This is a genomic window from Mesorhizobium sangaii (assembly GCF_014207355.1).
GTDB lineage: Bacteria > Pseudomonadota > Alphaproteobacteria > Rhizobiales > Rhizobiaceae > Mesorhizobium > Mesorhizobium sangaii.
The window spans coordinates 1-22,938 of record NZ_JACHEF010000015.1 but is presented as its reverse complement, the minus strand read 5'-3'; the positions used below and the strand labels follow the sequence as shown (position 1 = coordinate 22,938).

The following is a 22,938-nucleotide window of genomic DNA, read 5'->3' as shown; positions in this document are numbered from 1 at the left end:
CCTGCGGCTGGCTTGTTGACCTATGGGCAGATCTAGCCCGCCCGAAACCCTCGCCGCCAGCTTTTTTCCCCGCCGCCTGCGGCGGCTTCCTCGCGCCGCTTCGCTTCAAAAAAGCTGCCCGCTCGGGTCCTTCGCTGCCGCTGCGGCCCGGTCGCGTTCAGGCGGGCCGGACGCGCCCATCACGGTCCGCCATCGCAGGGGAATGGTCCCCGGCGACAGCAAAAAGGAGACTTCCAAATGACCGCGATCGGTTACGTCAACAAGCAGGATAACGGCGGCTACAAGGGCCAGCTCAAGACGCTCAGCGTCCGCGCCGACATCGACATCGTGCCCAATCGGGCAAAGAGCTCCGACACCCATCCAGACTTCCGGGTGCTGACGCAAGGGGTCGAAGTGGGTGCCGGCTGGATCCGCATCGGCGAGGCTTCCGGCAAGGATTATGTGAGCCTGTCGATCCAGCCCCGAGTTCGGACCGCGCAAGCTCTACGCCAATCTCGGCCGCGCCGCCGGCCAGGACGATGATGACACCTACGCCATCATCTGGAACGCAGTCGACTGAACCGACAACCTCGGGCCTCGCGCCGTACCCGGCGCGGGGCTCTTTCCAGGTTTCTCCTGCGAAGCTGGTCCGCCCGAAGGGGCGGCGAAAACTCTCACCCGACTCTTCGCCCGTCCCCGAGACGACACCTCGCTCGCCCATCCTCGCCTTCGCCTTCCGACAGCGAAACGAGGATCATCATGGACGACGAAAACGACCCCGCGGCCCGCGCCAAGAAGGGCAGCCCGTTTCTAAACACAGCCCAAGCTGCCTTTTATATCGGCCTGTCCCAGCGCACGCTGGAAAAGATGCGGCTCAAAGGCAACGGCCCGCAATTCCGCAAGCATGGCCGCTATGTCCGCTATCACATCGACGAGCTCGACGAGTGGTCGAAGGGACACCCGCGGGACGCCACTTCCGAAGATGTCGAGGGCGGTTCCAATCCTCACGATGATGGAGGCCGCTCATGAGCCGGCGCCCTTCCATCCGTCTGCTCGGCAGCCGTTTGCGGCGCCTTCGGGCACACAAAACGATCGCCGTCGCCACGATTGGCCTCAGCCTGATCGGCTTCGCGGCCTTCGTCAGACCAACGCCCTGGCTGGTCTGGAACGCCTCGGCCAGCGCGCCCGTCGGCCTTTATCGCATTGCGGCTGGACCATCCGCGCGTGGCGATCTGGTGCTCATCAGTGCGCCTGAAGCCATCGCCAGTCTCGCTGAAAAACGCGGCTATCTGCCCCCCAATATTCCGCTGGTGAAGCGGCTTGCCGCGCTGCCCGGCGAACACGTCTGCGCCTTCAATGAAGCCATCATCATCGGCGGCGAGATCGTCGCGCGCAGGCTCGCAACCGACGGCCAAGGCCGTCCGATGCCATGGTGGAACGCGTGCCGAAAGCTTGGCCGTGACGAGATTTTCCTGCTCGGCAGCGACAGAAATCGCTCCTTCGACAGCCGGTATTTCGGGCCCATTCCCACTCAAAACGTCATCGGGAGGCTCGTGCCGCTATGGACCGAGTGACCCTCCTGATGCTGGGCATGGTCGCCATTGCGCCATGCGCCTGTTCCGCCTCGACCGGCGCTGAGCCGGTCGTCATCTCCCCTGGTCCGCAGCTTCAACCATGGCAGGGCTTCGTAGCGGAAGCAAGCACACGCTTCCGCTTTCCCCAACCCTGGATTCACGCCGTCATGAACGCCGAAAGCAGCGGCAAGACCATGCTCGACGGCCGGCCCATCACCTCACGCGCCGGCGCGATGGGCCTCATGCAGGTAATGCCCGGCACCTATGAGGACATGCGCATCGAATACGGTCTGGGGCCGAATCCGCACGATCCGCACGCCAACATTCTGGCCGGAACCGCCTATCTGCGCGCCATGTATGACCGCTTCGGATTCCCAGGCCTGTTTGCCGCCTATAACGCCGGCCCGAAGCGCTACGAAGGCCATTTGAAGCGCCACTGCCAAAGGAGACGACTGCCTACCTCAAACAGCTCAAGGCGACGGGGATTTCCGCAGCCGACATGAACGAATTCGAAGGCGAGCCCGAGGCACCCAAAAGGCAAAACGCTCCCTCCGGACGCTCGCTGGTTCTTCCATGGTGATGGCGCTAGTGCCGGCGAAAAGAACGGCGATCTTTTCGTGCCGCTCGGGAAGGATGGCGCGCGGCCAAAGACGCCGGATCGCTAGCGGCGGCTGGCGGGGGGGCGTCCTGGAGGGGCGGGCGGGGGGGGTGCCCGGGGAGGGAGGGCGCGTAAGGCAAGATTAAGGCACCGCCTCCACGAGGCGGGCAAGTCTTTGTCTGCACATCGTTTTTCCAAGAGGCCGACCCCAGCGCCAGGAGGGTTGGATGCGTAAGCCTCTGCCTTTGCTTGTAACTATCCGGAGGCTGGTATGAAGGACGATGAATTCAGGCCGAAGCTCGGCAAGATCGGGTCGCGCGGCTCGAAGGCAGGCAAACGCTACGCCGGCCAGCGCGCGGCGGCCGCTTCACCGGAAGCCGGGCAGGGCGCGGCGGGGCGGCTGCCGCCCTGCTCAAATCACGCGACAGGTATGCTGCCTTCCGCCACCGCAGGGTCGTCGTCAAAGCACGGGTCGTCAGGCTGGCCGGCAAGGGTTGGGACGGTGCGCGGGCACATCTGAGCTACATCCAGCGCGACGGCGTCACCCGGGAAGGCGAGCCTGGCGAGCTCTACGGTGCCGAGAAAGACCGCGTGGGCGGCAAGGCCTTTCTCGATCGGGGGGAGCGCAAAGCCTCAGGACGGTAGGCGCCTAACCCGGCGCACTGCGGACCTTCGGGGAACTCAAAGCGAGCATCGACGGTGGGGTGGACGAGAGCTTCCGGATTGATTTCCCGGAGTTGACCTGTAACCCAGTTTGGCGGTCAACCATGACAGCCAGATGGGCGTTCGGCTCGCAATCGCGCCTGTCATACCGGCCACCTCGCAATGTTGGAGACCGCCGGCGGATGGAAAGAGGGGCAGTGCCGTGACCCGATCGGCTTTGGCAAAGTCGCTAGGCTTGGGCAGGAAGCCTACTCCAGCCAAGAAATCTGCTGCGAAACGCAAGGCAAAGGCCTGAGAGGTGGCCGTCAAGGCCAGAGGGAGCTTTTTGGCATGCCAAGAAATGACCAAGATCAGATCGGCGCCCATGATGTGTCGATCAGACAGACGCCAAACTGCAACAGATTTGGAACTGCCGCTAAGTTCCATAATATGCGTTATGCGACTTTCATCAGTAAAGATTGATATTTCTTAATAGTTCAAAGTATGGATGGCTCTTGTTGCGGTCTTATCGACGATAATCGGAAGTCAAACGGTCAGTGTTTCAACACGCTTACTCGACGTCTCGGTTCGACAGATAGATTCTACTTGCGACCACCTCGTCATCTGATAAAAATGGACGGGAGACTCTGAACTGTTCTGAATCGCCGGCGTCCCAAGTCAGACCATATCGGCCTTCGCTCGCCTCCCCTTTCGGCGCACTCATTTGTGCGGCATGCAGTAGACTCCCTCGGATTCCATCAGTACCGCGCCACCCTTCAACTCGCTCAGTGCGCCGACCCACGCTTCCGAATAAGTGCGGCTGGCATCCACGGCGGTCAGCCAAAGAACGCGATTGTCGGCCAGTTCGACTTTAACTTCCTGCTGCAAAGGGCTTGCCTGAACGGTCTGTTGATAGTGGCGTTTGATCCTGACATTGCTGGCCGGGAACTCAGCTTCGTTGCTGCCGTAGTTCAGCACAAATCCAGTGTGGTCCTCAGCCACCGAGCAACTGCCATTACGCTCACACACGATTTTGGCGGCGGTCTTGCAGTCCCATTTGAGTGAAGCCGGCCACATAGGATTGTCCACGCTTGATCGCGGCCTGTCGCTCTGACCAGCAGCCGTCAACACTGCGCCTGTGTTCAAAATCACAGTGGCCAGGAGAAGCGCCTTGAACACTACAAACCCCCTAAATTGTGACCCTCAAAGTGACTCGTTCTGCGTGATCACCTGACTTATGGCATGTTGAGATTAAACCAGCTTTTCTGGCGTATGCCGTTCGCGTCGTCATACTCGATGAACCAGGGCTTTTCTCGCTTCGGCCGAGAGATGGTGTAGTATGTGGAACCGTTACCAAGAGAATGCCCTCTATCGTTGCCCGTGATTTGGATTTTTGCCGTCACAAACTTTCCGTCGATCTCGATTTGGGCCTGTCGAGATCCGTTGTCATGATTCCGGCCGAGGGGATTATTCATGAAAGTGACAGGCAGCGTGAGCCTGTCGGAGTCGATGCGGCAGATGTTCCGTTCTTGCCCCATTCCGGGCCGGTCGGAGTTGGCGCCGACTGCTTGCCAGCCGGACGGACAATCCTCATACTTCTCAACTTTCGCGGCGCTGGAGTTGGCTTGCGGACAGGTCGGCCAGTTGAAACCCGGGGATTCCATCGCCGCAATCAACTTGGAGATTGGCGGGTGGCACGAGGGGGTACCCTGCCAGTCGCCGGACAGACACAGGAGGACCTGACATCCCCATTCCGACGCTCTTGATTGGGATGGAAGAGCCGCGGTGCCCGCGAGGGCGACGGCACCCATCAAAAGGAATTTGAGCATGGTCATAGCCTTTTCCTCGCTGCGGATTTTGATAGTTTACTATGGATGATCCGCGAGAAAAAGGACAGATAAAAAGGCAGGTTTGTGCGACTACACCGATTTATGAAACGAGACGACGCAGGCGCGGTCAACAACCCGTTACGCGCCAACATCGCTCTGACGCTTGAACGGGAGAGAGCCAAACGTGGCCTATCCCATATGCACATGGCCGAGCTGTTTCGGACCGCCGAGGGCGAAAAACTGGCCTATCGAACCTACATTCAGACTGTGCGTCAGAAAAATAATGTCACATTGACGACGCTGCAGATCATGGCAAACGGGCTTCATGTGGCTGTCGCAGAACTGCTCTCCGGCGGGAAGAAAAAACTCCCCGAAAGGGCGCATCAGCTGGACGAAACTGCGATCCGCAGGCGCCTTGCACACATCATCGACATGGAGCGGCAACGACGCAATATGCTCCGCTATGAGATGGCTGAGCTCATCGGCGTGGCGGAGGCCACATTCATGAAACTGGAGCGCGCGAGCGGGAACATCAGCGTGGACACGATTGCCGCAATCGCCAAGGCGTTGAAACTGGATCCGGCGACGTTCCTATTTCGGGATAAGGTCCCGCCAACCTGATTTACCTGTTATCGATGCAGCCGGAGGCGCAGGCGCGCCCACAGAGAACTTTGCTGGTGAACTGACCGGCGCAAACTCATGATCGCCGGGCCGACTTGTCACCACACGACAGAAACCGCCTCAAGCTCAAACCGGCCAACAAAATGTATGGCGGCATGGCGAGCGAATAATGACCACAGTTTAATTCCAAAATATTTGGCCTAGCTCCGGCGTCCTTTAGCCTCTGCATGAACCTCTCCGATAGCTCTGGCAACACCACTTTGTCTCTCTTAGCCAACACAAGGTGAAGATCTAGATCAGGCCGTGCCAAACTATGTGCGTAATTCTCCAAGTTAAGTGGACCCCAGGCCCTTCTGAGATCGGTCAGCTCAATCTCAGGCTCGAGGCTAGCACGTATCAATCGTGTCGCGCGACCCGTCCAAACCATATCCGCTAGACTCCCCGCCGTCAGAAACAACGAGGCTTTTGACACAGCCGAGTCGTGCGCCGCGAGCACCCCCGCAACCCAGGAGCCTAAGCTCATACCGAGAACCGAAATCTCTCGATAGCCTTCGATCTTCAACCAACGTATGAGTTTTCGCCCATCCAACACTGCCTGCCTTACAGATTGGATCGTTCGACCGAGATTAGGGCTTAGCATATAGTCGGCGTGCACGGAGCCGGGACGGCTGCGCTCGAAGTGATAAGGCATAGCAATCTCGACAACCGTGATGCCACGCTGAGAGAAAAAGTTGGCAATCTGACGATTCCGGGAGCTTGCATTCCAATGGTGAAAAATCACCATCGCCTGATCGAACGACCCGCTTTCTGTGATTTTCGCCGAGACGACATTGTTCTGTTCGATATCAGTAGAAATGTCCGATGGAAATTTGAGCCACCCATCTAGCCTTTCAAACCCCAGATCACTTACATTCGGGTCATCGAAAAAGGCTGGATCAGCCGCGGCTTGGTCCGCAAGGGCACAGAATTCCTCGATACTTGTTATCTTATTCGCACCTGGAAAGGCGCGTTCCGCGTCAAGGGCGAAATCCGTTGGTTTCTTCCCTTCCTCACCGCGTCGCGCCCGCCGCTCATCCCAATGATCAAGCCAACTATGATACATTCTGATTGTTTCCCAACTTACTCGCTTGCCATCGCCCCAACCCTGGATCAAACAGGCCGTATATTGCGAACAGCACTCCAACGCCCAGAAGGATCGAAAAGCCAGCAAATGCATCGATCAACAAGTAGCCAGCCACGAGTAACGCTACGATCGCTGACATCCTCCACAAAGACATACAAAACCGAAGTTCGACACCTAAACGGATGGAGCCGTACAGAAATACCGCACAGGTCGAAATAGCGATAAGAAGGCTACTGTAATGGGTCGGCCTACGGTAGCTGATCCAGGCGCTCACATCATTGCGCCCATAAAAGGCGGAAGACATATCGCCGACCAACCAATCCACAATATTCTCTCCACGTGATGTGAGGTAAGCACTCTGGAGCTTCATGACTATGGCGATCAAAAGCCCCAAAACGGTACACCGAAAAATCGCACGCATAACCCTGAGGCTGGCTTCATGAAGCTCGTGTTGATAATTCACCTCCGGCCGATCACTCGCTGCTTTTCCAATTCTCCAAAGATCATGGATTACTGTATAAAACAAAATGAGCCCTACGAAGAACAGATAGAAACAGAGGCACATGTATAGGTAAGCGATCCCCGTGAATACGATCGCTTCCGGCACCGATATCACTTCAGGACGCACAATCGCTAACGAGCCCCAATCCGTCGCATAGTTGCCACCACCTTTGAGCAACGGGATTAAAGACACGCCGATCCACTGAAAAAGACCGGCGAATACCACACAAATCAAAAAAACCGCCCAAAATGAATACGAAGAAGCTTGTACGCTGCGCGCCCAGGCATCGTCGCTTTCCATCTTGTCGCCCTGCGCTACAAGCTTTGGGCGGCCTTCATCTTTCCAAAAGGTCACCAGCTCGGTCACGAAGGCAAAAAACAGTGGCAGAAATACCATGAAGACGAATGTCCAATTCGCTGTCCAAAGAAATCCAACCTGCTTGACGACGCCATCCGCCCGGCCATATGTCACGCTGTGAATCCCCGTAAGATACGACAAAAACCCAAGAGCGGTGACACCCGCAAACACCGACGCCGGTAAATTCAGGGGAGATCCGCGACTAAAAAACGCCTCCGATTTCCTCGCTAGACTAAAACGCCGGCTCGGCCCCTTGGCGTCAGTATCCCGGGTCAGCTCTGCCGGGGGGTCTGTCTCGTCACCGAAGGTCGCAGTCAGTGCCGTATCTGGAATCTCCTGGGCAACGCTGCTTCCGGCCCTCTTCCATTTTCGTCTCTTGGCGGATAACCGCGATTGCGCCGCACTAAGCTCGATCTGCCATTCGCTAGTTGCGACTGGATCATCGCATCCGAAAATCCTCGCCAACCAACGAATGTTGGCAGTGCTAATTCCCTTCTCGTTCTCTTGAAACCAAAGCTGCACCGTTCGCAGATCGACTCCGACGTGGTTGGAATCAATGTGTGAAATCGCCTCTGCAAGAAGCTCGGGCGTCCATGGGCCTGCAGGAAACCCGTCTTTGCCCAAAGGCCGACCCGCACCCGCCGCCGCCAGTGGCTTGAATAATTCTTTGAAATCACTCCCGTCTCTCGGCGGAGGGAGAAATAACTTTCCGTTTCTGAACAATGACTTACAGGCTCTAGTTTCGTTCGAGTTCGCTAGACTTCGTATCCTATCGTGCCTTCATCCTCAATCAACGTCTTTTCTCGCCTCCCCAGGTATCAGTTACGTGGAGCCGGTCGATGCCTATTCAATTAGTCTTTAGCAACGGACAGATGGTAGCGGCTGAAGGCGTCGCGAAACTGATTGCGAAACATCGCCAGAGCGTCGCTGAGCTTGAACGTCTCGGCAAGCGCGCGATGGAGGCCGAGGGTTCGGACGCGATCTTGCTTGGTCAAAAGCTGGACGCGGTCATGGCGGAAGAGGCCGCTGTCCGAAGGCGTGCTGCCATTGCTCCAGTAGCCACTATCGCGGAAATGAAAATGAAGGCTGCTTACTTCCAACGGCTGACGGCTCATGGCTGGTGCGAGATTGATGTCGACGACTTGCGGGCGTTGCTCGGTTCTTTCACGAAACTGCAATCCTAAGAGAAGAGTGCCGAAATCCATGAGGCCACGGTATTCCAGGCCACGTAGATTCCCGCCGGCACCAAGATGATCGCGATGAACGCAGCTGCTCCGCCAATGGCGCCGTCACCGCGTCCTTCCACGGGATAGTAATGTTTGTGCGCTTCATCGTCGTGTTTCATTGTTGTCTCTCTGACCGCTTGTTCAGCAACAGTTGCACAGGGTGCTGAAACGTCGTGCCCCACAGACCTGTGCGTTTCATCTTGGCGTTGATTTCCGCGACGAGGTAGTTCTCATTGACGGCTTTGCCCTTTGCGGTCGTTGCGGCGAACGCGTATCCGGTCGCTATGAGCGCGGTGCCGACGTCAATTGTTTCGCCATTCAGCTGCGCACCGCACACGACAAAAACCGCCTTGTCGAGGGCGTAGCCGATTGGCTGGCATGTCACCGCGGCGCTATCGAACAGGGCTGCCAGGTGCGCCAGCGAGGTGTTCCCGCAATCGATTTTGTTTCCATTTGGCTCTTCGGCTGACGTACCTCGAAGACAGGACTGGACGCCATAGAGGCGGAAAAGTTGATCTCCGTCACGCCAGGTATCCCCGGTCAGCAGTTGAGCCGATTTCGATACCGCGAAGGGAGTTGGTACGCTAGCGTTGGTGACATCCTGCGCCCGTGCCGATGCGCACACAGAAAATGCGGCCAGCACTACCAAGCTCGCCTGCTTCATTCCTGGAACCGTCCGCCGAGGTCGGCGGAGTGCTCCAGATCGGGGCGCAGTGACTTCCCGTCCTTGTTGCGTCCGATCGTCGCCATGTCGAAAAAGACCATTTCGTCATCGTCGTAGGCCACGTTGTACGGGTCGTTTGCATTGCCCGCACCCACGAGAGAGAAACACGACACGGCGTCGGGGTCACCCTTCTTGCTTTGCAGCACTAGTGTTTTGCAAAGCACGACAGATGCACGATCGTTGTAGATTCCTTCTTCATAGTCCTGCGCGGCCTGCGTGCAGTCCCACTGCTGCGTTTTGTACGTAATCTTCGGTTTTGGGCAGGCCGTCAGGCCGCGCAGCCGGTACGTCACGCCGTTGATGACGCGCTCGGTCGCCGACGGCACCTTGACCGGCGAGATGAGGGTCGCCGCATCGCGCTGAAAGAGCGCACCGTTCGCATCGTAGCGCTCATAGACGAACACCTTCTCGCCCGGCTTCGCAAACTGGAGCAGGTAGCGGTCCGACGGCTGCGCGAAGGCACTTGGGGCGTCGGCGCCGGCAGCATAAGCGACGGCACCGTGGAGCAGCAAAACGGTGCAAAGGGCAGTCTGTTTCATCGAAATTCGTCCCTGCGGTGCATATGGTGTTGACACTTTACTAGGGCTGCGTGTAGCCATAGTAAAGTGTTAAATTTTGGCGACAGTATGAACACTCGATTCGCTCTTCTGCTCACCCTGTGTGGCGCTACAATGTCCTTGGAAGCGCAAGGCCGGGACCTGGCATCAGACCGCGTAGCAGTCGCCTTTGCAACTACGCCGGCACAAGCCCTTGCCCCGGTCGGGGCGCAAAGGCCGGGGGCCTGTAAGACTGGAAATCGTGCTGAGGTCTCCCAACTTGTGCGTTCAATCGCGCAAGACGAAGGGTTCGACGCCGATCTGGCCGAGGCTATTGCATGGGCTGAAAGCGATCTCGGTGCGAGCCAGGGTCCGTCCAAGGCCGGAGCCCTGGGGATCATGCAGCTGATGCCGGGCACGGCGGCCGATCTCGGCGTGCGGGACCGTTGCGATACAGAGGCAAATGTCCGGGCTGGCCTTCGCTATCTGAAGTCACTCTATGGCGAGTTCCAGGATCCGCTGCTGATGCTTGCGGCTTACAACGCCGGGCCCAACAGCGTCTATAAGGCGCAGGGCATTCCGGTGAATCCGGAGACGGCTGAATACATCGTGAAAATTTTGAACCGCTGGAAGTTCGGCGGTGTCGTGGAGAAGTCCGCCCTGACCAAATCCGAAACGCTCGCGGCCGCCCCGCCAGCAAGTGAGGACGATTGGCAGGATGGTCATGTCATGGATTTCGGCAACTGAAAGGAGCCAAGGGTGGAATACAGGAAAGCGGGCATACTTGCACTGAAACTGGCCTTGGCCTCAGCGGTCGGAATAGCCCTCGCGCCAGCCACTGCGTATGCCCAGTCGGCCGCGCCAGTCGAAAACGTGCTGGAGTGGTTCGTCGGAGTTCTGCAGGGCAACATAGCGCGCTCATTCGCCATCATCGCGGTCTGTTTTCTCGGCTTCCTCGCCATGACGGGCCGGCTTGCGTGGATGATGGCCTTTTCCATCATTATTGGCATCGCTCTGATCTTCGGCGCTGCCCAGTTGGTGGATGCGGTTCGCGCGACCGCGGGAGGCAGCTGAGACATGGATGACGAGGAAGTCTATGTCGAGCCGGTTAGCCTGCCACTGACACGCCCCCCGACGAAATGGGGGGTGCGATATGAAGTTTTTGCGCTGAACGGCATCCTGGCGGTGATCGGCTTTATCGCCACGAGCAGCTTCATGCTCGGTCTTGGCGTGTTCGGCGTGGTGCATCTGGTCAGCGCATATCTGTGCCAGCGCGACCCCTACATGTTTCATATTTTCGAGCGGCGCGTCTCCAAACGCGGAGCGGTGGCGAACCTTACTTTTTGGGGCGCGAGGAGCTATTCGCCATGAGCCTCGATGCCGACCTGAAATTTGGCCGTGAGCGCCGCCGCGAAAAACCCGCGGCGATGCACATCCCCTACCTTCGCCATGTCGATGACAATCTGATCGTGACGAAGAGCGGCTTTCTGGTCGGCGCCATCCAGCTCAGCGGCCTGCCGTTCCAGACGATGGACCAGGCCGAGTTGAACAGCCGAATGTTCAACCGCAACACCACGTTCCGCAATCTCTCGACCTCTCGCTTTGCCCTCTACACAACGATCATCCGCCGCCACGTGACGCCGGAGATCGAAGGCGACTTTGACAATCCTTTCGTGGCCGAGCTCGACGCCCGCTACATGGATGAGCTCGGCTCGAAAAACCTCTTCGTCAACGAGGCGTATCTGGCGGTCATACGCCGTCCGATGGTCGGCCGGGTCGGATGGGTGGACAAGGCGCTCAATGCATTCCGCATCAGCACCGCTGGCGAAGAAACCCGCGAAGAGGCAATAGTCGAACTGCATGACATCCTTGACGGGATGGTCAAGGATTTCACTGCTTATGGGGGGCGTCTTCTCGGTGTCGTGAAGCGCCGCGACAGCTTCTTTTCCGAGCCTGCGGAATTCTTGGCGAAGATCCTCGCCGGCGGCGTCGACGTGGAAATGCCTCTGCCGCGCATGAGCCTTGGCGATGTTCTGGCGACGCGGCAGCTGTTTTTCGGCAAGTCGGCGCTGGAACTCCGCGGGCCGGATGAAGGCAAGCTCGGCGCCATGGTGTCGATCAAGGAATACCCACCGTTCACCGCGCCGGGCTCATTGGACGGTCTCTTGCGCCTGCCACATGAGTTTGTCCTGACGCAGAGTTTCGCGATCGAAGACCGGGTAACGGCGATGCGCAGGATCAACACCATCGCCAACCAGGTTGAGGGTTCAGACGAGGCTGGCACGACGGTCGAGGAGTCCGTCCATGATGGCGCCGATAAGCTGGCCGGCGGCGAAGTCGTCTTCGGACAACATCACATGAGCGTCATGGCATTGGCGCCGGACATGAATGGCCTCAACCGTGCGCTATCCGACATCACGGCCGAGCTTTCGCGCATGTCGATCGTGCCGGTCCGCGAGACACTGAACACGGAACTGGCCTTCTGGGCGCAGTTGCCGGGAAATTTCAGCTACATCGCGCGACGTGCGTTGATCTCGTCCCTAAATTTCGCCGGCCTTTTTTCAGGGCACAATTTCCCGTCCGGCCAACGTGAGCGGCTGCATTGGAAACGGCCCATCGCATTGCTCGAAACGACCAGCCAAACGGCATACTATTTCAATTTCCACGTTCACGATGTCGGGCACTTCACGGTGTTCGGCCCGACCGGCTCGGGCAAGACTGTGGTGCTGTCGTTCCTGATGGCGCAAGCCATGCGCATCGTGCCGCGGCCGCGATGTGTTTATTTCGATTACATGCGCGGGGCTGAAATTTTCGTTCGGGCGCTCGGCGGTCGCTACGAGGTGATGGAACCTTCTCAGCCGACCGGGTTCGCGCCATTGCAGCTTGAGGACACGGCAGAAAACCGTTCTTTCCTTGAAGATTTGCTTCTCTACATTCTGACGCCGGAAGGCGGCGCGCTGGACGTGTCGGAGATGCGCGTCATCAACGCCGCCGTCGACATGATCTACAAGATTCCGCGCGAACAGCGGACCTTCGACCTGCTGCCGGAAGTGCTGCGGGGCTCGCTCATGCCTGGCATGAATGATCTGGCCGCGCGGATACAACCCTGGCTCGACGCGAAGGACAAGGGCTGGCTTTTCAACAATCCCGTCGATCTGGTTGATTTCTCGAAACCCGTTGTCGGGTTCGACATGACGAAGATCCTAGGCGACCGAAAGCTGCGCTCGGCGGCGTTGCTCTACATCTTCCACCGTCTTGAGGACGTCATCGACGGCTCGCCGATCATGCTCTTCCTCGATGAAGGTTGGAAGCTGCTGGACGACGAGGTTTTCGCTGCCTTCATCAATGAGACGCTGAAGACCATTCGTCGCCGCAACGGCGTGGTCGGCTTCGGCACGCAGACAGCCGAAGACGTGGTCAGTTCCTCCATCTCGTCGTCACTGATCGAGCAAACGAAGACCAACATTTTCTTCCCCAACCCGAAGGCGAGCAAGGAGTCCTACATGGAGCGCTTTTCGCTGACAGCGAAGGAATTCGAGTTCGTGCGCCGCACCGCGAAGGAAACACGCACCTTCCTCGTCAAGCACGACAGCGACTCGATCGTAGCCAAGCTCGATTTGTCGGCGATGCCCGATCTCATCAAGGTCTTGTCCTCGAACGAAGCCAACAGCAAGGAATGCGCACGGCTCCGCGAGACCTTCGGCGATGAGCCGGAGATGTGGCTGCCATACTTCTGCGGATGGGAGAACGAGCATGACGAAGCGGCTTAGCAGCGCTTGTCTGGCCGTGGCTCTCGCGACGGCGGAAAGCATGAGCGTGGCTGTCGCTCAGATCGCGGTCATCGACGGGCCGAACCTCGACAAGCGGCAAGAGGACGAGCAGCACAGCACGAAGTCGGATGAGGCCAAGAAGGACGAAACCGACAAGAAGAAAAGCGTCGTCTGCACCTACTCGAACAAATACCGCTCACAGATGTTTCGCCGATCCCCGGCCGAAGCGTTGCAGCGCGACGCGGGCAACGTGAAGATGATCCGTTATTATGCGCAAAAATACGGTGTGCCCGAAGGCCTGGCGCTGTCAGTTGCCTATCAGGAATCGCGCTTCGACACATGCGCCGGGAGCCACACCGGCGTCAAAGGCGTCATGCAGCTGACCAAGGGCACCGGTAAGTCCATGGGACTTGACCGCGACGTGAACGAGCAGAATGTCGAAGGCGGCGTCAAATATCTCGGAATGGGCGTGAAGCAATGCGGGGCGACGAATTATAGCTGTCTCGCCTCCTTCTACAACGGATCGAACGCAGGCGAGCAAAGAGAGTGGGCCGGCGGTGTCGGCCGTTGGAACAGCTACTTCAACGACTATGTGTCGAGCGGCAAGGCTCCGGCCGCCGCGCCGCCACCATTCTCGACCGTAACGGCCGACGGCCCAGGCGGCTCGGCCCAGGACGCGGCTATGGGCACGGTGAGGAAGGCGGCCGGCGGCCTCGATGCAAGCTCATCGCAGATGGGCGCCAACGACGCGGCAATCGACGCGCTGGCGGGTGCCGTTGGCCAGGTGACTGAATACAAGGACGCTTGGGAGCTGAATTCGTCGGCTCGAGGGGTCAACGCGGGTGTCACCAACCAGTACCTCGCCCAGGCGGGGGATTTTACGGCGTTGCTGGCCCAACTTCTATCGTTGCAGAATGTTCAGGCATCGCAGTCGTCCAAGCTGGTGCAACAGCCGAAGAGCGGCTCTCCAAACCCGTTCTCTTGTGATCCCGCGGAACTGGAGCGGTTGAAGATCGATCGCGGCCGGTGGCTACCATGCGCGGTCGAGAACGCGCGGGCAAACTCGGCCGACAGCCGCTCGATGATCATCACCAGTGATCCTGCCGGCGCTGCCAGCGTGATCAATTCTCTACAGCAATAGGAGGCTGACATGAAGAAATTCGCGATTGCTGCCGGCATGGCGCTTTGGACAAGCGCGGGCTTTGCACAGATTGCGGTCATCGATGGCGCCAATCTCGATGTCGCCCGCAAGAATGCGGAGAACACCAACTCCATCATGGGCTCGGACAAGGATATTTTGAAAAAGAGCGAGGAGATCCTGCAGGCTCTCAGCGGCAGTCGTGACGGTTCGCTCGGGATCGGACAAATGGGCCTTGGCGGCAATATGTCGATTGCCCGGGCTCCGTCATTCGGATCGATCCTGAACGGCGGCGCGCTTTCGTTTGGTGGCCTGTCGCCCGAAATCCAGAAAATCGCCGGCGCCGTCATCAATGGGCTGCAGCTCGTGAAGCAACTCCAGCAGATTGCCGGCAAGGAGACGAGCGCGGTCAACACAGCCTATGGCGGCAGCGTCAACGTGGCCTCGCTGCTAAGCGCGCTGACTTCGCAGGCCTCGCAGGGCGTCACCCAGCGCCAACAGTCCTTGCAGTCCGCCAGCGGGCAGATAGGGCAGTCGCAGGACGTCAAGGGATCGGTGGACCAGAACACACGAATGCAGTTGGAAAACGCGCGCGCGGTCAACGAATTGATCGGCGTGCAGAATGGTGCGGTCGCGGCCCTGAATGAGAAGCTGAAAGGAGATCTTCTTCGCCAGAGCCAGGTGCAGAAGATGATGACGCCGCGCAACGTCAATCCGTTCGCGGAGTTTGGCAAGAGCGGAGGCTAGCACTTGTCGAGGCAGGCGTTGCGCATTTGCGCTGTGATTGGGCTCGGCGCAGCGCTTTTCGGATGCGCAAATCGCGAACTGAAAGCGCCGTGCGGGCTTTTGGCGTATGCCCACGCCGACGAATGCGGCGCACTGAAGCCGGTCAATTCAACGCCGTTCGCCAGCATCATTGAAGAGAACCCATGAACGGTCTCGCCGAAAGCATTCTAGGTGGCATTGACAACATCGGCGAGGACTTCGTCCGCACCGTCTACATGCAGTTGGGCAATGCGATGGGCAACGTCTTCACCCTCATGCTCACCCTCTATATCGTGTGGTGGGGCTATTCGATCCTGAGCGGGCGAGAGTCGATTTCGCCGCTCGAAGCGGCCTATCGCCTGGGCCGCGCCGTCATCATCTATCTGCTGCTGACCGGATGGGGCACATTTTCCGCGACGATCTACCAGCTTGTTCAAAGCATTCCGGATGAGGTCGGTAAGGTGATCGTCGGCGCCGTGTCGCGAGCCACCGGCAATCAACTCAGCGATCAGGCGGCAATTCCAGCGCTTATCGACAACCTCTACCAAGGGGCCCAGGACGTCGCCAATCAGGTCTATAGCGGATCCTTCTATGACATTTTTGGCGCGCTCTTGTCGCTACTCGTCCTGCTGTCAGCCATCATCTTCGCAGCGCTTGCCATTGCCGCAATCATCGCCGCCAAAGTGATGTTGTTCATCACGCTCGCCTTGGCGCCGATTTGGATCATTCTTTGGCTATACCGCTGGTCCTCGCGCATGAGCGAAGGCTTCCTTTCGCTCACGACCTTTCTGATGATCCAGCAAATCCTGATTTACGGCTTTCTCGGCTTCTACTTCTCGCTCGTCAATGCGGCGCTGAACACCGCCACGTCCGGCGGAGCGACCATGGACAGCAAAATGTCGCTGGTTCTGCCGCTGGTGCTGGTGACGATCATCGGGATCTACGTTCTCATGCAGATCCCGTCGATTGCTTCGATCCTGAACGGCGGCGGGTATCTCAGCACCGTGGGCGCGTACAACCCTTATAGAAACTTCGGCGGAAACGCCGTGCGCTACTCCGGTGCAAGATGGGCCGCCGGCCGGGCCGCTCGGGGCGCGCGGCAGCTCGCAGCAAACAGCTTCCGATCTCCGCGAGCAGCAAGGGCGGACGACGCAGCTCGCTCCGCCATCCAGCAAGGTGCGCGCGATAACGCCAGGCCTCTGGCTTAGAACACAAGAACGATCATCTATCGCGACGCTGGATCAGGATGCGTCGCGCAAACGAGGCAATAGTAAAGTGTCAACACCATCGGAAACGGCTGCTAACAGCGGCGGCGAGATCGTCGACAGACGCTATTACAGGGCTGGCGCGACCTGGGAAGACGACACCCACAGGTCAATGCGGCGATCGCGTACATTGGCATGGATCGTCAGCGGCGTTTCCGGACTGGTGGCGGTGCTTTCGCTGCTGGCGCTCGTGCTGATCCTGCCGCTCCGGCAGTTCGAACCGTACGTTGTCGAGGTCGACAAATCGACGGGCTACCTCGAGATTATGCGCGCGCTGAAGCCTGGAGATTTGTCGCAGAACGAGGCCGTCACTGCGGCCAATCTGGTCCGCTACATTCGTGCCCGCGAAACATACGATTCCCGCGAACTAAAACAGAATTACGACCTGGCGCAGCTCTACTCCACCAACACGGCGTCCAAGGATTTGACATGGCTTTTCACGCCTGCAAATCCGCAATCGCTGGATAAGATCTATGGCCGCAATGCCACTATCTCGGTCGAGATCAAGTCAGTATCCCTGCTCAATCGCAACACAGCCTCGGTGCGCTTTGCCACGACGACGCGGCGAGACAATTCATCCACGGTCGACAATTGGGTGGCGGTGTTAAAATTCCGGTACACCTCGACGCCGATCAAGAACGAATGGCGTTTCGACAACCCGCTGGGATTTCAGGTTACGGATTACCGCCGCGACCAGGAATCGGCGCCAGCCGCGGGGAGCCTGCAATGAGATGGCGCGTGAACCTCGCCCTGTCAGCCGCCCTTCTGCTCGGGACGATCCATGGCGCGACCGCACGCGACGGCCGCATCCGATATGTCACCTTCAACAATGACGACGTGACGTCGGTGCGTGCAGCTCTTGGTATTTCAACGATGGTCGAGCTCAGTCCGACCGAAGTCATCGAAACCGTGTCGGCTGGCGACACGAAAGGCTGGTCGATCATCCCCAAACGCGGATCGCGATTTCTGTTCGTCAAGCCGCTGGAGCGCGATGCTTGGACCAACGTCAACGTCGTCACCAACCGTCGCGTCTATTCCCTTCTGCTGCAGGCGACTGACAATAGCCGTGACCGGGCATCCTTCCAGGTGCGGTTCAAATACCCGGACGAGGATGTGAACGCGCGCCTGCTCTCACAGGCCAAAGAGAGCGCCGCCGATCCGAACTTGAAGGATCTTAACTATGCCGATCTCAACTACGACTATGCCTACAAGGGCGACGACAGCTTGAAGCCGCGCACCGTATTCGATGACGGCACCAAGGTGTTTCTGGAGTTCAAGGGGGACATCCCGGCGATTTTTGTTGTCGACGACAAGCGTCATGAGTCCTTGGTCAACGTTCGCACACAGGGCAAATACACCGTCATCGACAAGGTGGCACGGCAATTCACCCTGCGGGCCGATGGCAAGACGCTCTGCCTCTACAACCGGGCGCGACCCAACGCTATCGATCCAGTCGAGCAAGTCTACGGTCCAACGAAACTGACAGGTGGTTTCCTGTTCGGATCCAGCGGAGGGCGGTGATGACCCAGATCGACTATAACCAGCTGGACGGCAGCTCGACGGTCGCGCGCCGCGGTGCGGGCATGGGTGCCAAGGTCGCTCTGGTTGGCCTCGGCGTGGTGCTCGTAGGCGCGCTGATATGGCTGAACTGGCCTCGAGAGCCGGTATCGCGCGATCTTCGCAGCGATGGCGAGGAAAATTTCAACCCGCCGGAGTTCCGCCCGCCAGCGTTGAACGAGCCGCCGCAACCTGCCGACGGCACGATCGACCAGATCGTGGTACCCCCGCCGGCCGCCAACCAGAGTGGCACGCAGCAGGCTGACAATGTCGATCAGACCGTGCAGGAGGGCGCGGACCTTGATGCGCAGCGGCGGGCGCTGGAGGCACAAATGGCAGCCGAGGAAGCTCGCCGCAAGGCCGAGGCGGAAGAAGCCCGCCGCAAGGCCGCGGCTGAGGACGAGGCTCGCCGCAAGGCTGAGGCCGCCGAGCATGAAAAGTCGGTGTGGGAACGCCTGCGGTCGAACCAGATGGTGACGAATGATGAAACTGGGTCGACGGAATCGGGCGGCGCCCAGGCGGCACAGGTCGAAATCGCGCCCGACGGTCAGATCATTCCGGTCCCCGGCGCCGACAGTGATCCCAACAAGGCATTCCTGGCGCAGTCTGAGGCAAGTTCTTCCGGCATCGCCAAAGCCAGAGCTTTTCGACGCACCGATGCGTTCATCCCAGAGGGAACGATCATTCGCGGCTATTTGGAAACCGCGATCAACACCGACCTTCCCGGCGCCGTGCGCGCCGTCGTGCGTGAGGATGTCTTCTCGCTCGACGGCAGGCGTGTCCTGATTCCGAAGGGCTCGCGCCTGACCGGGGAATACCGTTCAGGGCTTGCGCGCGGTCAAAAGCGTGTTTTCATCGTCTGGAGCAGGGTCATCCGCTCGGACGGCATTTCCGTCGATATCAAGTCGCCAGGGGCAGACGCGCTCGGGCGGGGCGGCATGGGCGGCCGTGTCGATACGCACTGGGTTGAACGGTACGGCAACGCCATCATGCTTTCCGTCGTTGGCGGTGTCTCTGAATATCTGTCCTCGCTTGGCGACAGCAGCCAGGGTGGACAACAACGCCAAGTCTCGACGATCGATCCCGTGACCGGTGAGACCACGACCGTGACTTATGGTGGCAATGGCTCGCAGCGCGACGCGCGCAGCATCGTCTTTGACAAGTCATCAACCGCCCTGCAGCAACTTGCGCAAGAGGCGTTTCGCGACACGCAAAACATTGGCCCGACAGTCTACGTCGACCAGGGCACATCGATCGTCGTGCTGGTGCGGCGAGATCTCGATTTCTCGGATTTGTACGCCGATCCCATTCAGGAAGAAGTGGCGCGCCTGAAGGCAGGTGGGCGGCCGAAGACCGCGATCGATCCGACGCCTCTCTACGAGGCCCAGACGGATCATTTTTATCCCGGCTATGGGAGCCCGGTGAAATGAATGCCGTGCATCCCCTCCCCGACCCTTGGGCGAGAGCCCCGGTCCTGCGCGCTCATCTGGAACCGATATGGCCCTATTTGAACGAAGATACGGTTTCCGAGATTGCAATCAACAGGCCGGGTGAATTGTTCATCGAACGCCTCGGCGCCAAGGAAATGGAGCACGTCGTCAAGCGCGAGGTCACGCCCGGCTGGATTAGGCATATCTCGACGGGCGTCGCCTCGGCGACAAATCAGGTCATCAACGAAGAAAAGCCGGTCCTGTCGGCTGCGCTACCCTCAGGTGAGCGCATCCAATGCATCTTGCCGCCCGCGGCCCCCGACGGTGGCGCGATCTCGATCCGCAAGCAGGTCATCATGGATATGAGCCTTGATGCCTACAAGGATCTCGGCGCATTCGAAAACACGGCGATGGGCAGCGGCCTGGCGCTTTCAACCGAGGAAAAGCGGCTTGTCGAAATGCTGCACGACACGTCGCCAATGAACTTTCTGCAATATGCGGTGCGCAACCGCGTCTCGATCGTCGTTTCAGGCGGTACGTCGACCGGCAAGACGACGTTTTTGAATGCGCTCTTGAAGGAGATCCCGGCCCATGAACGGATCATCACGATCGAAGACACCCGCGAACTGAAACTGCCGGCTCCGAACAATGTCACGCTGATAGCCTCGAAGGGCGACCAGGGCCTTGCCAAAGTCTCCGCGCAACAGCTGCTTGAAGCCTCGCTTCGCATGCGACCCGACCGTCTGTTATTGGGCGAGTTACGCGGAGCTGAAACCTTCGCGTTCCTCCAGGCGATCAACACCGGCCACCCAGGTTCGCTTACGACCGTTCATGCCAATTCCGCCCGGTCCGCCTACGAGCGGTTGGCGCTGATGGTCATGCAGGGCAGTTCGGGCCTCTCACGAAGCGAAATCCTCGACTACCTGCGCGAGGTCATTCCGGTGGTCGTCCAGATGGTCCGCACCGAAGGCGGACGACGCGGCATCAGCGAGATCAAGTTCACCAAGGCGGAGACGATCTAGCGAGGGTCCCCCATGCAGAAAATCGCAACAGCAATTTTCATGATGCTCATGGCGCTGGCCCTGGGCGCACTGCTCTTCATGGTCGCCTATGCCGCGACTGATTGGTACCGGACTGGCGCCCACGTCCTGTTCAACCAGCTGAACGCCAATCCCTGGCCGGTCGTTCGTCAGGCCTGGGCGGACACGATGGCGAGGAATTTTGGCAGGATACAATACGCCGTTGCGGCAGGAGCATTGGGGTTTCTCTTGCCACTGGTCAGCTTGTTTCTCATGCGTCCGAGAAAGCGCAATGACTCTCGCTTCATGACCATGAGCGACGTATCAAAAACCGGCCTGACGAAAGTGGGCGGCGTCTTCGTCGGTCGAGCGGGCGGCAGGTTTGCCGAAATTTTGTCGCCCGGCCGCGATCAGCGCTCCGGCAAGATCCACTTGACCCAGCGCAAGCTGATCGGCGGCAAGAAATTGTGGATTGATGGCGATGATGTCGGCGGCTTCGTCATAGGGCCGCCGCGCTCCGGTAAAGGCACGTCTCTCATCATCCCGAACGCCTTGACCTGGCCGCATTCGCTCGTGGTTCTCGACCTGCGGGGCGAGACCTATGCGGCGACTGCTGGTTACCGTTCGACCATAAGCCGTGTGGTGCGTTTCGCGCCGGCTGATCCGGACGGTAATACCGCATGCTACAATCCGATGGACTTCATCTCGCTGGACTCAGCACAGCGCGACATCGACCTTCGCAACATTGCTGCGGCGCTGTTTCCGCGCCCCCCTTCGAACGCGGATCCTTATTGGGTCAACGATGCCCGCCTCCTTTTTACCGGCATCGCGTCCTTCGTCATGGAATCGCCCGCGATCCCGAACGAGAAGAAGACCTTTGCCACAATCCTCGAGATCATGAACGGCGCCGAGCAGCCGCTCCTCGAATTCATCGGCTCGCTGCGCGAGGAACGCCGCCGCGAGTGTTCGCATTTCACGCTGCAAACCCTGTTGCCGTATTTTGAGATGTCTGAGCGGCAGTTTTCCGGAATCTACGCCGGCGTCCGGACCGGCATGGCGCCCTTTCTCAACGAGCGCCTGATTCGAGCTACGTCGCGCAGCACATTCGATATTCGCAATCTCAAGCGCGACCGGATTTCTCTCTATCTCGACGTGCGGCGCGAGCAGATTACCTCGCTTGGACCGTTGTTCAACGTCCTGATTACGCAGATGATGAACTTCATGTCGGAAACCATGCCGCGGGCGGACGAGCATCCGGTGCTTGTGCTGCTCGACGAGTTCCAGAACCTCGGCAAGCTCGAGAACGTGACCGAAATGGCGAGCGTGCTCGGCGGCAACGGCGTTTCCATGTGGTTTTTCGTGCAGTCGCTGAAGGCTGTAGACGAGATCTATCGCCAGGAAGGGCGCAAGACGCTCATCAACGCCGCTCGCGTGCAGATCTTTTTTGGTGCGCAGGACGCGGACGATCTGCGCTACGTTTCCGAGCAGCTCGGCGAAACGTCGGACGTGCAAAAGGACGTGACGCGCACCAAGGCAACGTTGTTCGACACTTATTACACGCGCTCGGAGCACCGCAAGGAAGTGCGGCGGCCCCTGATGCGGCCAGATGAAATCCGTACGCTAGACAAGAACAAGGTCATCATATTGCCGCGCGGCGAACTGCCAATCCTCGGTACCCGCAATTTCTATTTCGCCGACGGCCAGCTCGCCAAACGCGCGTTCATGCCCCTGCCCGCCTCTACCGACGTTTCGCGCACGAAAAATCCTGCATTGGACGCTTCCGCGGCGGTTCCCTCTCCTGCGCTCCCGACGATTGTGCCGACAGCACCCGCGTACCGCTCAGGCCTCTTGCAGACCCGCCTGCGGCGCGGCGCGACATTTGCCGCAAAAGCAGGCCCTATAACTCCGCCGCCGCGCCGGCGCGCAATCGTAAAAGAACGGCTGAAAGCAACGGACGCTGAATCCGTACCAGCTTATGCCGCTATAGATTTTACCGCTTTGGCCGCCAAAGCGGTGACAACACGCATAGCGCCCGACAAAGAAGCGGCGGTTGCGGCGATCCTGAACAAGGTGCGGTCTCTGCGCGCAAACGCATCCGACATCGAGACTTTCGATCGAAATCTCAGCATCGTCGAAGATGCTTTGCCTGATCTAGTCGATTAGCCGAGCAATCTACGGCGATCGCCGACAGCTAGGGTCAGGACTCATTGATCCAGAAGATGAAGGCTGCAGCGAAGGCGATCGCCGACAGGAAGGTGTGAGCACATCGGTCGTACCTAGTGT

General features: G+C 59.1%; 25 protein-coding genes and 2 pseudogenes. 20 read left to right on the top strand and 7 right to left on the bottom strand.

Annotated elements, in window-relative coordinates; all coding sequences use genetic code 11:
- Positions 1-237: 237 nt before the first annotated feature.
- The 6 genes and pseudogenes from HNQ71_RS33420 to HNQ71_RS33395 all read left to right on the top strand — a co-directional run bounded on the left by HNQ71_RS33420 (position 238) and on the right by HNQ71_RS33395 (position 3,276).
- Positions 238-559, top strand: a pseudogene (locus HNQ71_RS33420) (DUF736 domain-containing protein).
- A 179-nt stretch (positions 560-738) separates the two neighbouring features.
- On the top strand, positions 739-1,008 hold the full coding sequence (locus HNQ71_RS33415; protein ID WP_184879064.1) for a helix-turn-helix transcriptional regulator: 270 nt from the start codon (positions 739-741) through the stop codon (positions 1,006-1,008).
- Entirely contained in the window at positions 1,005-1,553 is a 549-nt protein-coding gene (lepB, locus tag HNQ71_RS33410; RefSeq protein ID WP_184879061.1) for a signal peptidase I, read from the top strand. Before HNQ71_RS33415 ends, lepB begins: the two co-directional genes overlap by 4 nt.
- Positions 1,541-2,218: pseudogene (locus tag HNQ71_RS33405) on the top strand (lytic transglycosylase domain-containing protein). The gene lepB and the pseudogene HNQ71_RS33405 overlap by 13 nt, the downstream one beginning before the upstream one ends.
- Before the next feature lie 204 nt (positions 2,219-2,422).
- Positions 2,423-2,671 (top strand): hypothetical protein, encoded by a 249-nt coding sequence (locus HNQ71_RS33400; protein ID WP_246462454.1) that lies wholly within the window; start codon positions 2,423-2,425, stop codon positions 2,669-2,671.
- A 305-nt stretch (positions 2,672-2,976) separates the two neighbouring features.
- The gene (locus HNQ71_RS33395; RefSeq protein WP_184879058.1) at positions 2,977-3,276 is read left to right on the top strand and encodes a hypothetical protein; all 300 of its coding nucleotides are present in this window, start codon (positions 2,977-2,979) and stop codon (positions 3,274-3,276) included.
- 237 nt (positions 3,277-3,513) lie between these two features.
- Here the strand turns inward: HNQ71_RS33395 and HNQ71_RS33390 are convergent, their stop codons facing one another.
- A complete protein-coding gene (locus HNQ71_RS33390; RefSeq protein WP_184879055.1) occupies positions 3,514-3,972 on the bottom strand; it encodes a hypothetical protein in 459 nt (152 codons plus the stop codon).
- A 56-nt stretch (positions 3,973-4,028) separates the two neighbouring features.
- Positions 4,029-4,628 (bottom strand): hypothetical protein, encoded by a 600-nt coding sequence (locus HNQ71_RS33385; RefSeq protein ID WP_184879052.1) that lies wholly within the window; start codon positions 4,626-4,628, stop codon positions 4,029-4,031.
- Positions 4,629-4,724: 96 nt separating this feature from the next.
- Between HNQ71_RS33385 and HNQ71_RS33380 the strand changes: the two genes are divergently transcribed.
- Positions 4,725-5,243: a helix-turn-helix domain-containing protein gene (locus HNQ71_RS33380; RefSeq protein WP_184879049.1), complete on the top strand. Its 519-nt coding sequence runs from the start codon at positions 4,725-4,727 to the stop codon at positions 5,241-5,243.
- Positions 5,244-5,319: 76 nt separating this feature from the next.
- Here HNQ71_RS33380 and HNQ71_RS33375 read toward each other — a convergent pair whose 3' ends face one another.
- A complete protein-coding gene (locus tag HNQ71_RS33375) occupies positions 5,320-6,345 on the bottom strand; it encodes an RcgR family putative quorum lactone hydrolase (protein ID WP_184879046.1) in 1,026 nt (341 codons plus the stop codon).
- Positions 6,335-7,948, bottom strand: a complete 1,614-nt coding sequence (locus HNQ71_RS33370) for an RcgA family putative transporter (protein ID WP_184879043.1) — start codon at positions 7,946-7,948, stop codon at positions 6,335-6,337. Before HNQ71_RS33370 ends, HNQ71_RS33375 begins: the two co-directional genes overlap by 11 nt.
- A 116-nt stretch (positions 7,949-8,064) precedes the next feature.
- Here HNQ71_RS33370 and HNQ71_RS33365 point away from each other — a divergent pair, with 116 nt between their 5' ends.
- Positions 8,065-8,409: a hypothetical protein gene (locus HNQ71_RS33365; protein ID WP_184879041.1), complete on the top strand. Its 345-nt coding sequence runs from the start codon at positions 8,065-8,067 to the stop codon at positions 8,407-8,409.
- On the opposite strand, the gene HNQ71_RS33360 is transcribed toward HNQ71_RS33365, so the two are convergent.
- From HNQ71_RS33360 to HNQ71_RS33350, 3 genes are read right to left on the bottom strand one after another with little or no spacing between them, the layout of a single operon-like run.
- Positions 8,406-8,570 (bottom strand): hypothetical protein, encoded by a 165-nt coding sequence (locus HNQ71_RS33360; protein ID WP_184879038.1) that lies wholly within the window; start codon positions 8,568-8,570, stop codon positions 8,406-8,408. The genes HNQ71_RS33365 and HNQ71_RS33360 overlap by 4 nt on opposite strands.
- A complete protein-coding gene (locus HNQ71_RS33355; RefSeq protein ID WP_184879035.1) occupies positions 8,567-9,115 on the bottom strand; it encodes a thermonuclease family protein in 549 nt (182 codons plus the stop codon). Before HNQ71_RS33355 ends, HNQ71_RS33360 begins: the two co-directional genes overlap by 4 nt.
- Positions 9,112-9,714 (bottom strand): hypothetical protein, encoded by a 603-nt coding sequence (locus tag HNQ71_RS33350; RefSeq protein ID WP_184879032.1) that lies wholly within the window; start codon positions 9,712-9,714, stop codon positions 9,112-9,114. Before HNQ71_RS33350 ends, HNQ71_RS33355 begins: the two co-directional genes overlap by 4 nt.
- Positions 9,715-9,993: 279 nt before the next feature.
- On the opposite strand from HNQ71_RS33350, the gene HNQ71_RS33345 reads away from it, so the two are divergent.
- The 12 genes from HNQ71_RS33345 (at position 9,994) to HNQ71_RS33290 (ending at position 22,818) form a co-directional block, all read left to right on the top strand.
- Entirely contained in the window at positions 9,994-10,458 is a 465-nt protein-coding gene (locus HNQ71_RS33345) for a transglycosylase SLT domain-containing protein (protein ID WP_210334146.1), read from the top strand.
- Between the two features lie 12 nt (positions 10,459-10,470).
- On the top strand, positions 10,471-10,785 hold the full coding sequence (locus tag HNQ71_RS33340) for a TrbC/VirB2 family protein (protein ID WP_184879016.1): 315 nt from the start codon (positions 10,471-10,473) through the stop codon (positions 10,783-10,785).
- 3 nt (positions 10,786-10,788) lie between these two features.
- On the top strand, positions 10,789-11,082 hold the full coding sequence (locus HNQ71_RS33335; protein ID WP_184879013.1) for a VirB3 family type IV secretion system protein: 294 nt from the start codon (positions 10,789-10,791) through the stop codon (positions 11,080-11,082).
- A complete protein-coding gene (locus HNQ71_RS33330) occupies positions 11,079-13,481 on the top strand; it encodes a VirB4 family type IV secretion/conjugal transfer ATPase (RefSeq protein WP_184878998.1) in 2,403 nt (800 codons plus the stop codon). Before HNQ71_RS33335 ends, HNQ71_RS33330 begins: the two co-directional genes overlap by 4 nt.
- On the top strand, positions 13,465-14,622 hold the full coding sequence (locus tag HNQ71_RS33325) for a transglycosylase SLT domain-containing protein (protein WP_184878995.1): 1,158 nt from the start codon (positions 13,465-13,467) through the stop codon (positions 14,620-14,622). The genes HNQ71_RS33330 and HNQ71_RS33325 overlap by 17 nt, the downstream gene beginning before the upstream one ends.
- Before the next feature lie 9 nt (positions 14,623-14,631).
- On the top strand, positions 14,632-15,366 hold the full coding sequence (locus tag HNQ71_RS33320; RefSeq protein WP_184878992.1) for a type IV secretion system protein: 735 nt from the start codon (positions 14,632-14,634) through the stop codon (positions 15,364-15,366).
- Positions 15,367-15,548: 182 nt separating this feature from the next.
- The gene (locus HNQ71_RS33315) at positions 15,549-16,592 is read left to right on the top strand and encodes a TrbL/VirB6 family protein (protein WP_184878990.1); all 1,044 of its coding nucleotides are present in this window, start codon (positions 15,549-15,551) and stop codon (positions 16,590-16,592) included.
- Complete coding sequence (locus tag HNQ71_RS33310; RefSeq protein WP_343068319.1) at positions 16,561-17,379, top strand: VirB8 family type IV secretion system protein; 819 nt, start codon at positions 16,561-16,563, stop codon at positions 17,377-17,379. Before HNQ71_RS33315 ends, HNQ71_RS33310 begins: the two co-directional genes overlap by 32 nt.
- Entirely contained in the window at positions 17,376-18,170 is a 795-nt protein-coding gene (locus tag HNQ71_RS33305) for a TrbG/VirB9 family P-type conjugative transfer protein (protein ID WP_184878987.1), read from the top strand. The genes HNQ71_RS33310 and HNQ71_RS33305 overlap by 4 nt, the downstream gene beginning before the upstream one ends.
- Positions 18,170-19,636, top strand: a complete 1,467-nt coding sequence (gene virB10 / locus HNQ71_RS33300) for a type IV secretion system protein VirB10 (RefSeq protein WP_184878984.1) — start codon at positions 18,170-18,172, stop codon at positions 19,634-19,636. Before HNQ71_RS33305 ends, virB10 begins: the two co-directional genes overlap by 1 nt.
- On the top strand, positions 19,633-20,658 hold the full coding sequence (virB11, locus tag HNQ71_RS33295; protein WP_184878968.1) for a P-type DNA transfer ATPase VirB11: 1,026 nt from the start codon (positions 19,633-19,635) through the stop codon (positions 20,656-20,658). Before virB10 ends, virB11 begins: the two co-directional genes overlap by 4 nt.
- 12 nt (positions 20,659-20,670) lie before the next feature.
- The gene (locus HNQ71_RS33290) at positions 20,671-22,818 is read left to right on the top strand and encodes a type IV secretory system conjugative DNA transfer family protein (RefSeq protein ID WP_184878952.1); all 2,148 of its coding nucleotides are present in this window, start codon (positions 20,671-20,673) and stop codon (positions 22,816-22,818) included.
- Positions 22,819-22,938 lie beyond the last annotated feature (120 nt).

Bases quoted from the DNA above. Each gene is read 5' to 3' on its own strand.
- HNQ71_RS33415 (WP_184879064.1), top strand. From the start codon at position 739: ATGGACGACGAAAACGACCCCGCGGCCCGCGCCAAGAAGGGCAGCCCG.
- lepB (WP_184879061.1), top strand. From the start codon at position 1,005: ATGAGCCGGCGCCCTTCCATCCGTCTGCTCGGCAGCCGTTTGCGGCGC.
- HNQ71_RS33400 (WP_246462454.1), top strand. From the start codon at position 2,423: ATGAAGGACGATGAATTCAGGCCGAAGCTCGGCAAGATCGGGTCGCGC.
- HNQ71_RS33395 (WP_184879058.1), top strand. From the start codon at position 2,977: ATGTTGGAGACCGCCGGCGGATGGAAAGAGGGGCAGTGCCGTGACCCG.
- HNQ71_RS33385 (WP_184879052.1), bottom strand. From the start codon at position 4,628: ATGACCATGCTCAAATTCCTTTTGATGGGTGCCGTCGCCCTCGCGGGC.
- HNQ71_RS33380 (WP_184879049.1), top strand. From the start codon at position 4,725: ATGAAACGAGACGACGCAGGCGCGGTCAACAACCCGTTACGCGCCAAC.
- HNQ71_RS33375 (WP_184879046.1), bottom strand. From the start codon at position 6,345: ATGTATCATAGTTGGCTTGATCATTGGGATGAGCGGCGGGCGCGACGC.
- HNQ71_RS33365 (WP_184879041.1), top strand. From the start codon at position 8,065: ATGCCTATTCAATTAGTCTTTAGCAACGGACAGATGGTAGCGGCTGAA.
- HNQ71_RS33360 (WP_184879038.1), bottom strand. From the start codon at position 8,570: ATGAAACACGACGATGAAGCGCACAAACATTACTATCCCGTGGAAGGA.
- HNQ71_RS33355 (WP_184879035.1), bottom strand. From the start codon at position 9,115: ATGAAGCAGGCGAGCTTGGTAGTGCTGGCCGCATTTTCTGTGTGCGCA.
- HNQ71_RS33350 (WP_184879032.1), bottom strand. From the start codon at position 9,714: ATGAAACAGACTGCCCTTTGCACCGTTTTGCTGCTCCACGGTGCCGTC.
- HNQ71_RS33335 (WP_184879013.1), top strand. From the start codon at position 10,789: ATGGATGACGAGGAAGTCTATGTCGAGCCGGTTAGCCTGCCACTGACA.
- HNQ71_RS33330 (WP_184878998.1), top strand. From the start codon at position 11,079: ATGAGCCTCGATGCCGACCTGAAATTTGGCCGTGAGCGCCGCCGCGAA.
- HNQ71_RS33325 (WP_184878995.1), top strand. From the start codon at position 13,465: ATGACGAAGCGGCTTAGCAGCGCTTGTCTGGCCGTGGCTCTCGCGACG.
- HNQ71_RS33320 (WP_184878992.1), top strand. From the start codon at position 14,632: ATGAAGAAATTCGCGATTGCTGCCGGCATGGCGCTTTGGACAAGCGCG.
- HNQ71_RS33315 (WP_184878990.1), top strand. From the start codon at position 15,549: ATGAACGGTCTCGCCGAAAGCATTCTAGGTGGCATTGACAACATCGGC.
- HNQ71_RS33305 (WP_184878987.1), top strand. From the start codon at position 17,376: ATGAGATGGCGCGTGAACCTCGCCCTGTCAGCCGCCCTTCTGCTCGGG.
- virB10 (WP_184878984.1), top strand. From the start codon at position 18,170: ATGACCCAGATCGACTATAACCAGCTGGACGGCAGCTCGACGGTCGCG.
- virB11 (WP_184878968.1), top strand. From the start codon at position 19,633: ATGAATGCCGTGCATCCCCTCCCCGACCCTTGGGCGAGAGCCCCGGTC.
- HNQ71_RS33290 (WP_184878952.1), top strand. From the start codon at position 20,671: ATGCAGAAAATCGCAACAGCAATTTTCATGATGCTCATGGCGCTGGCC.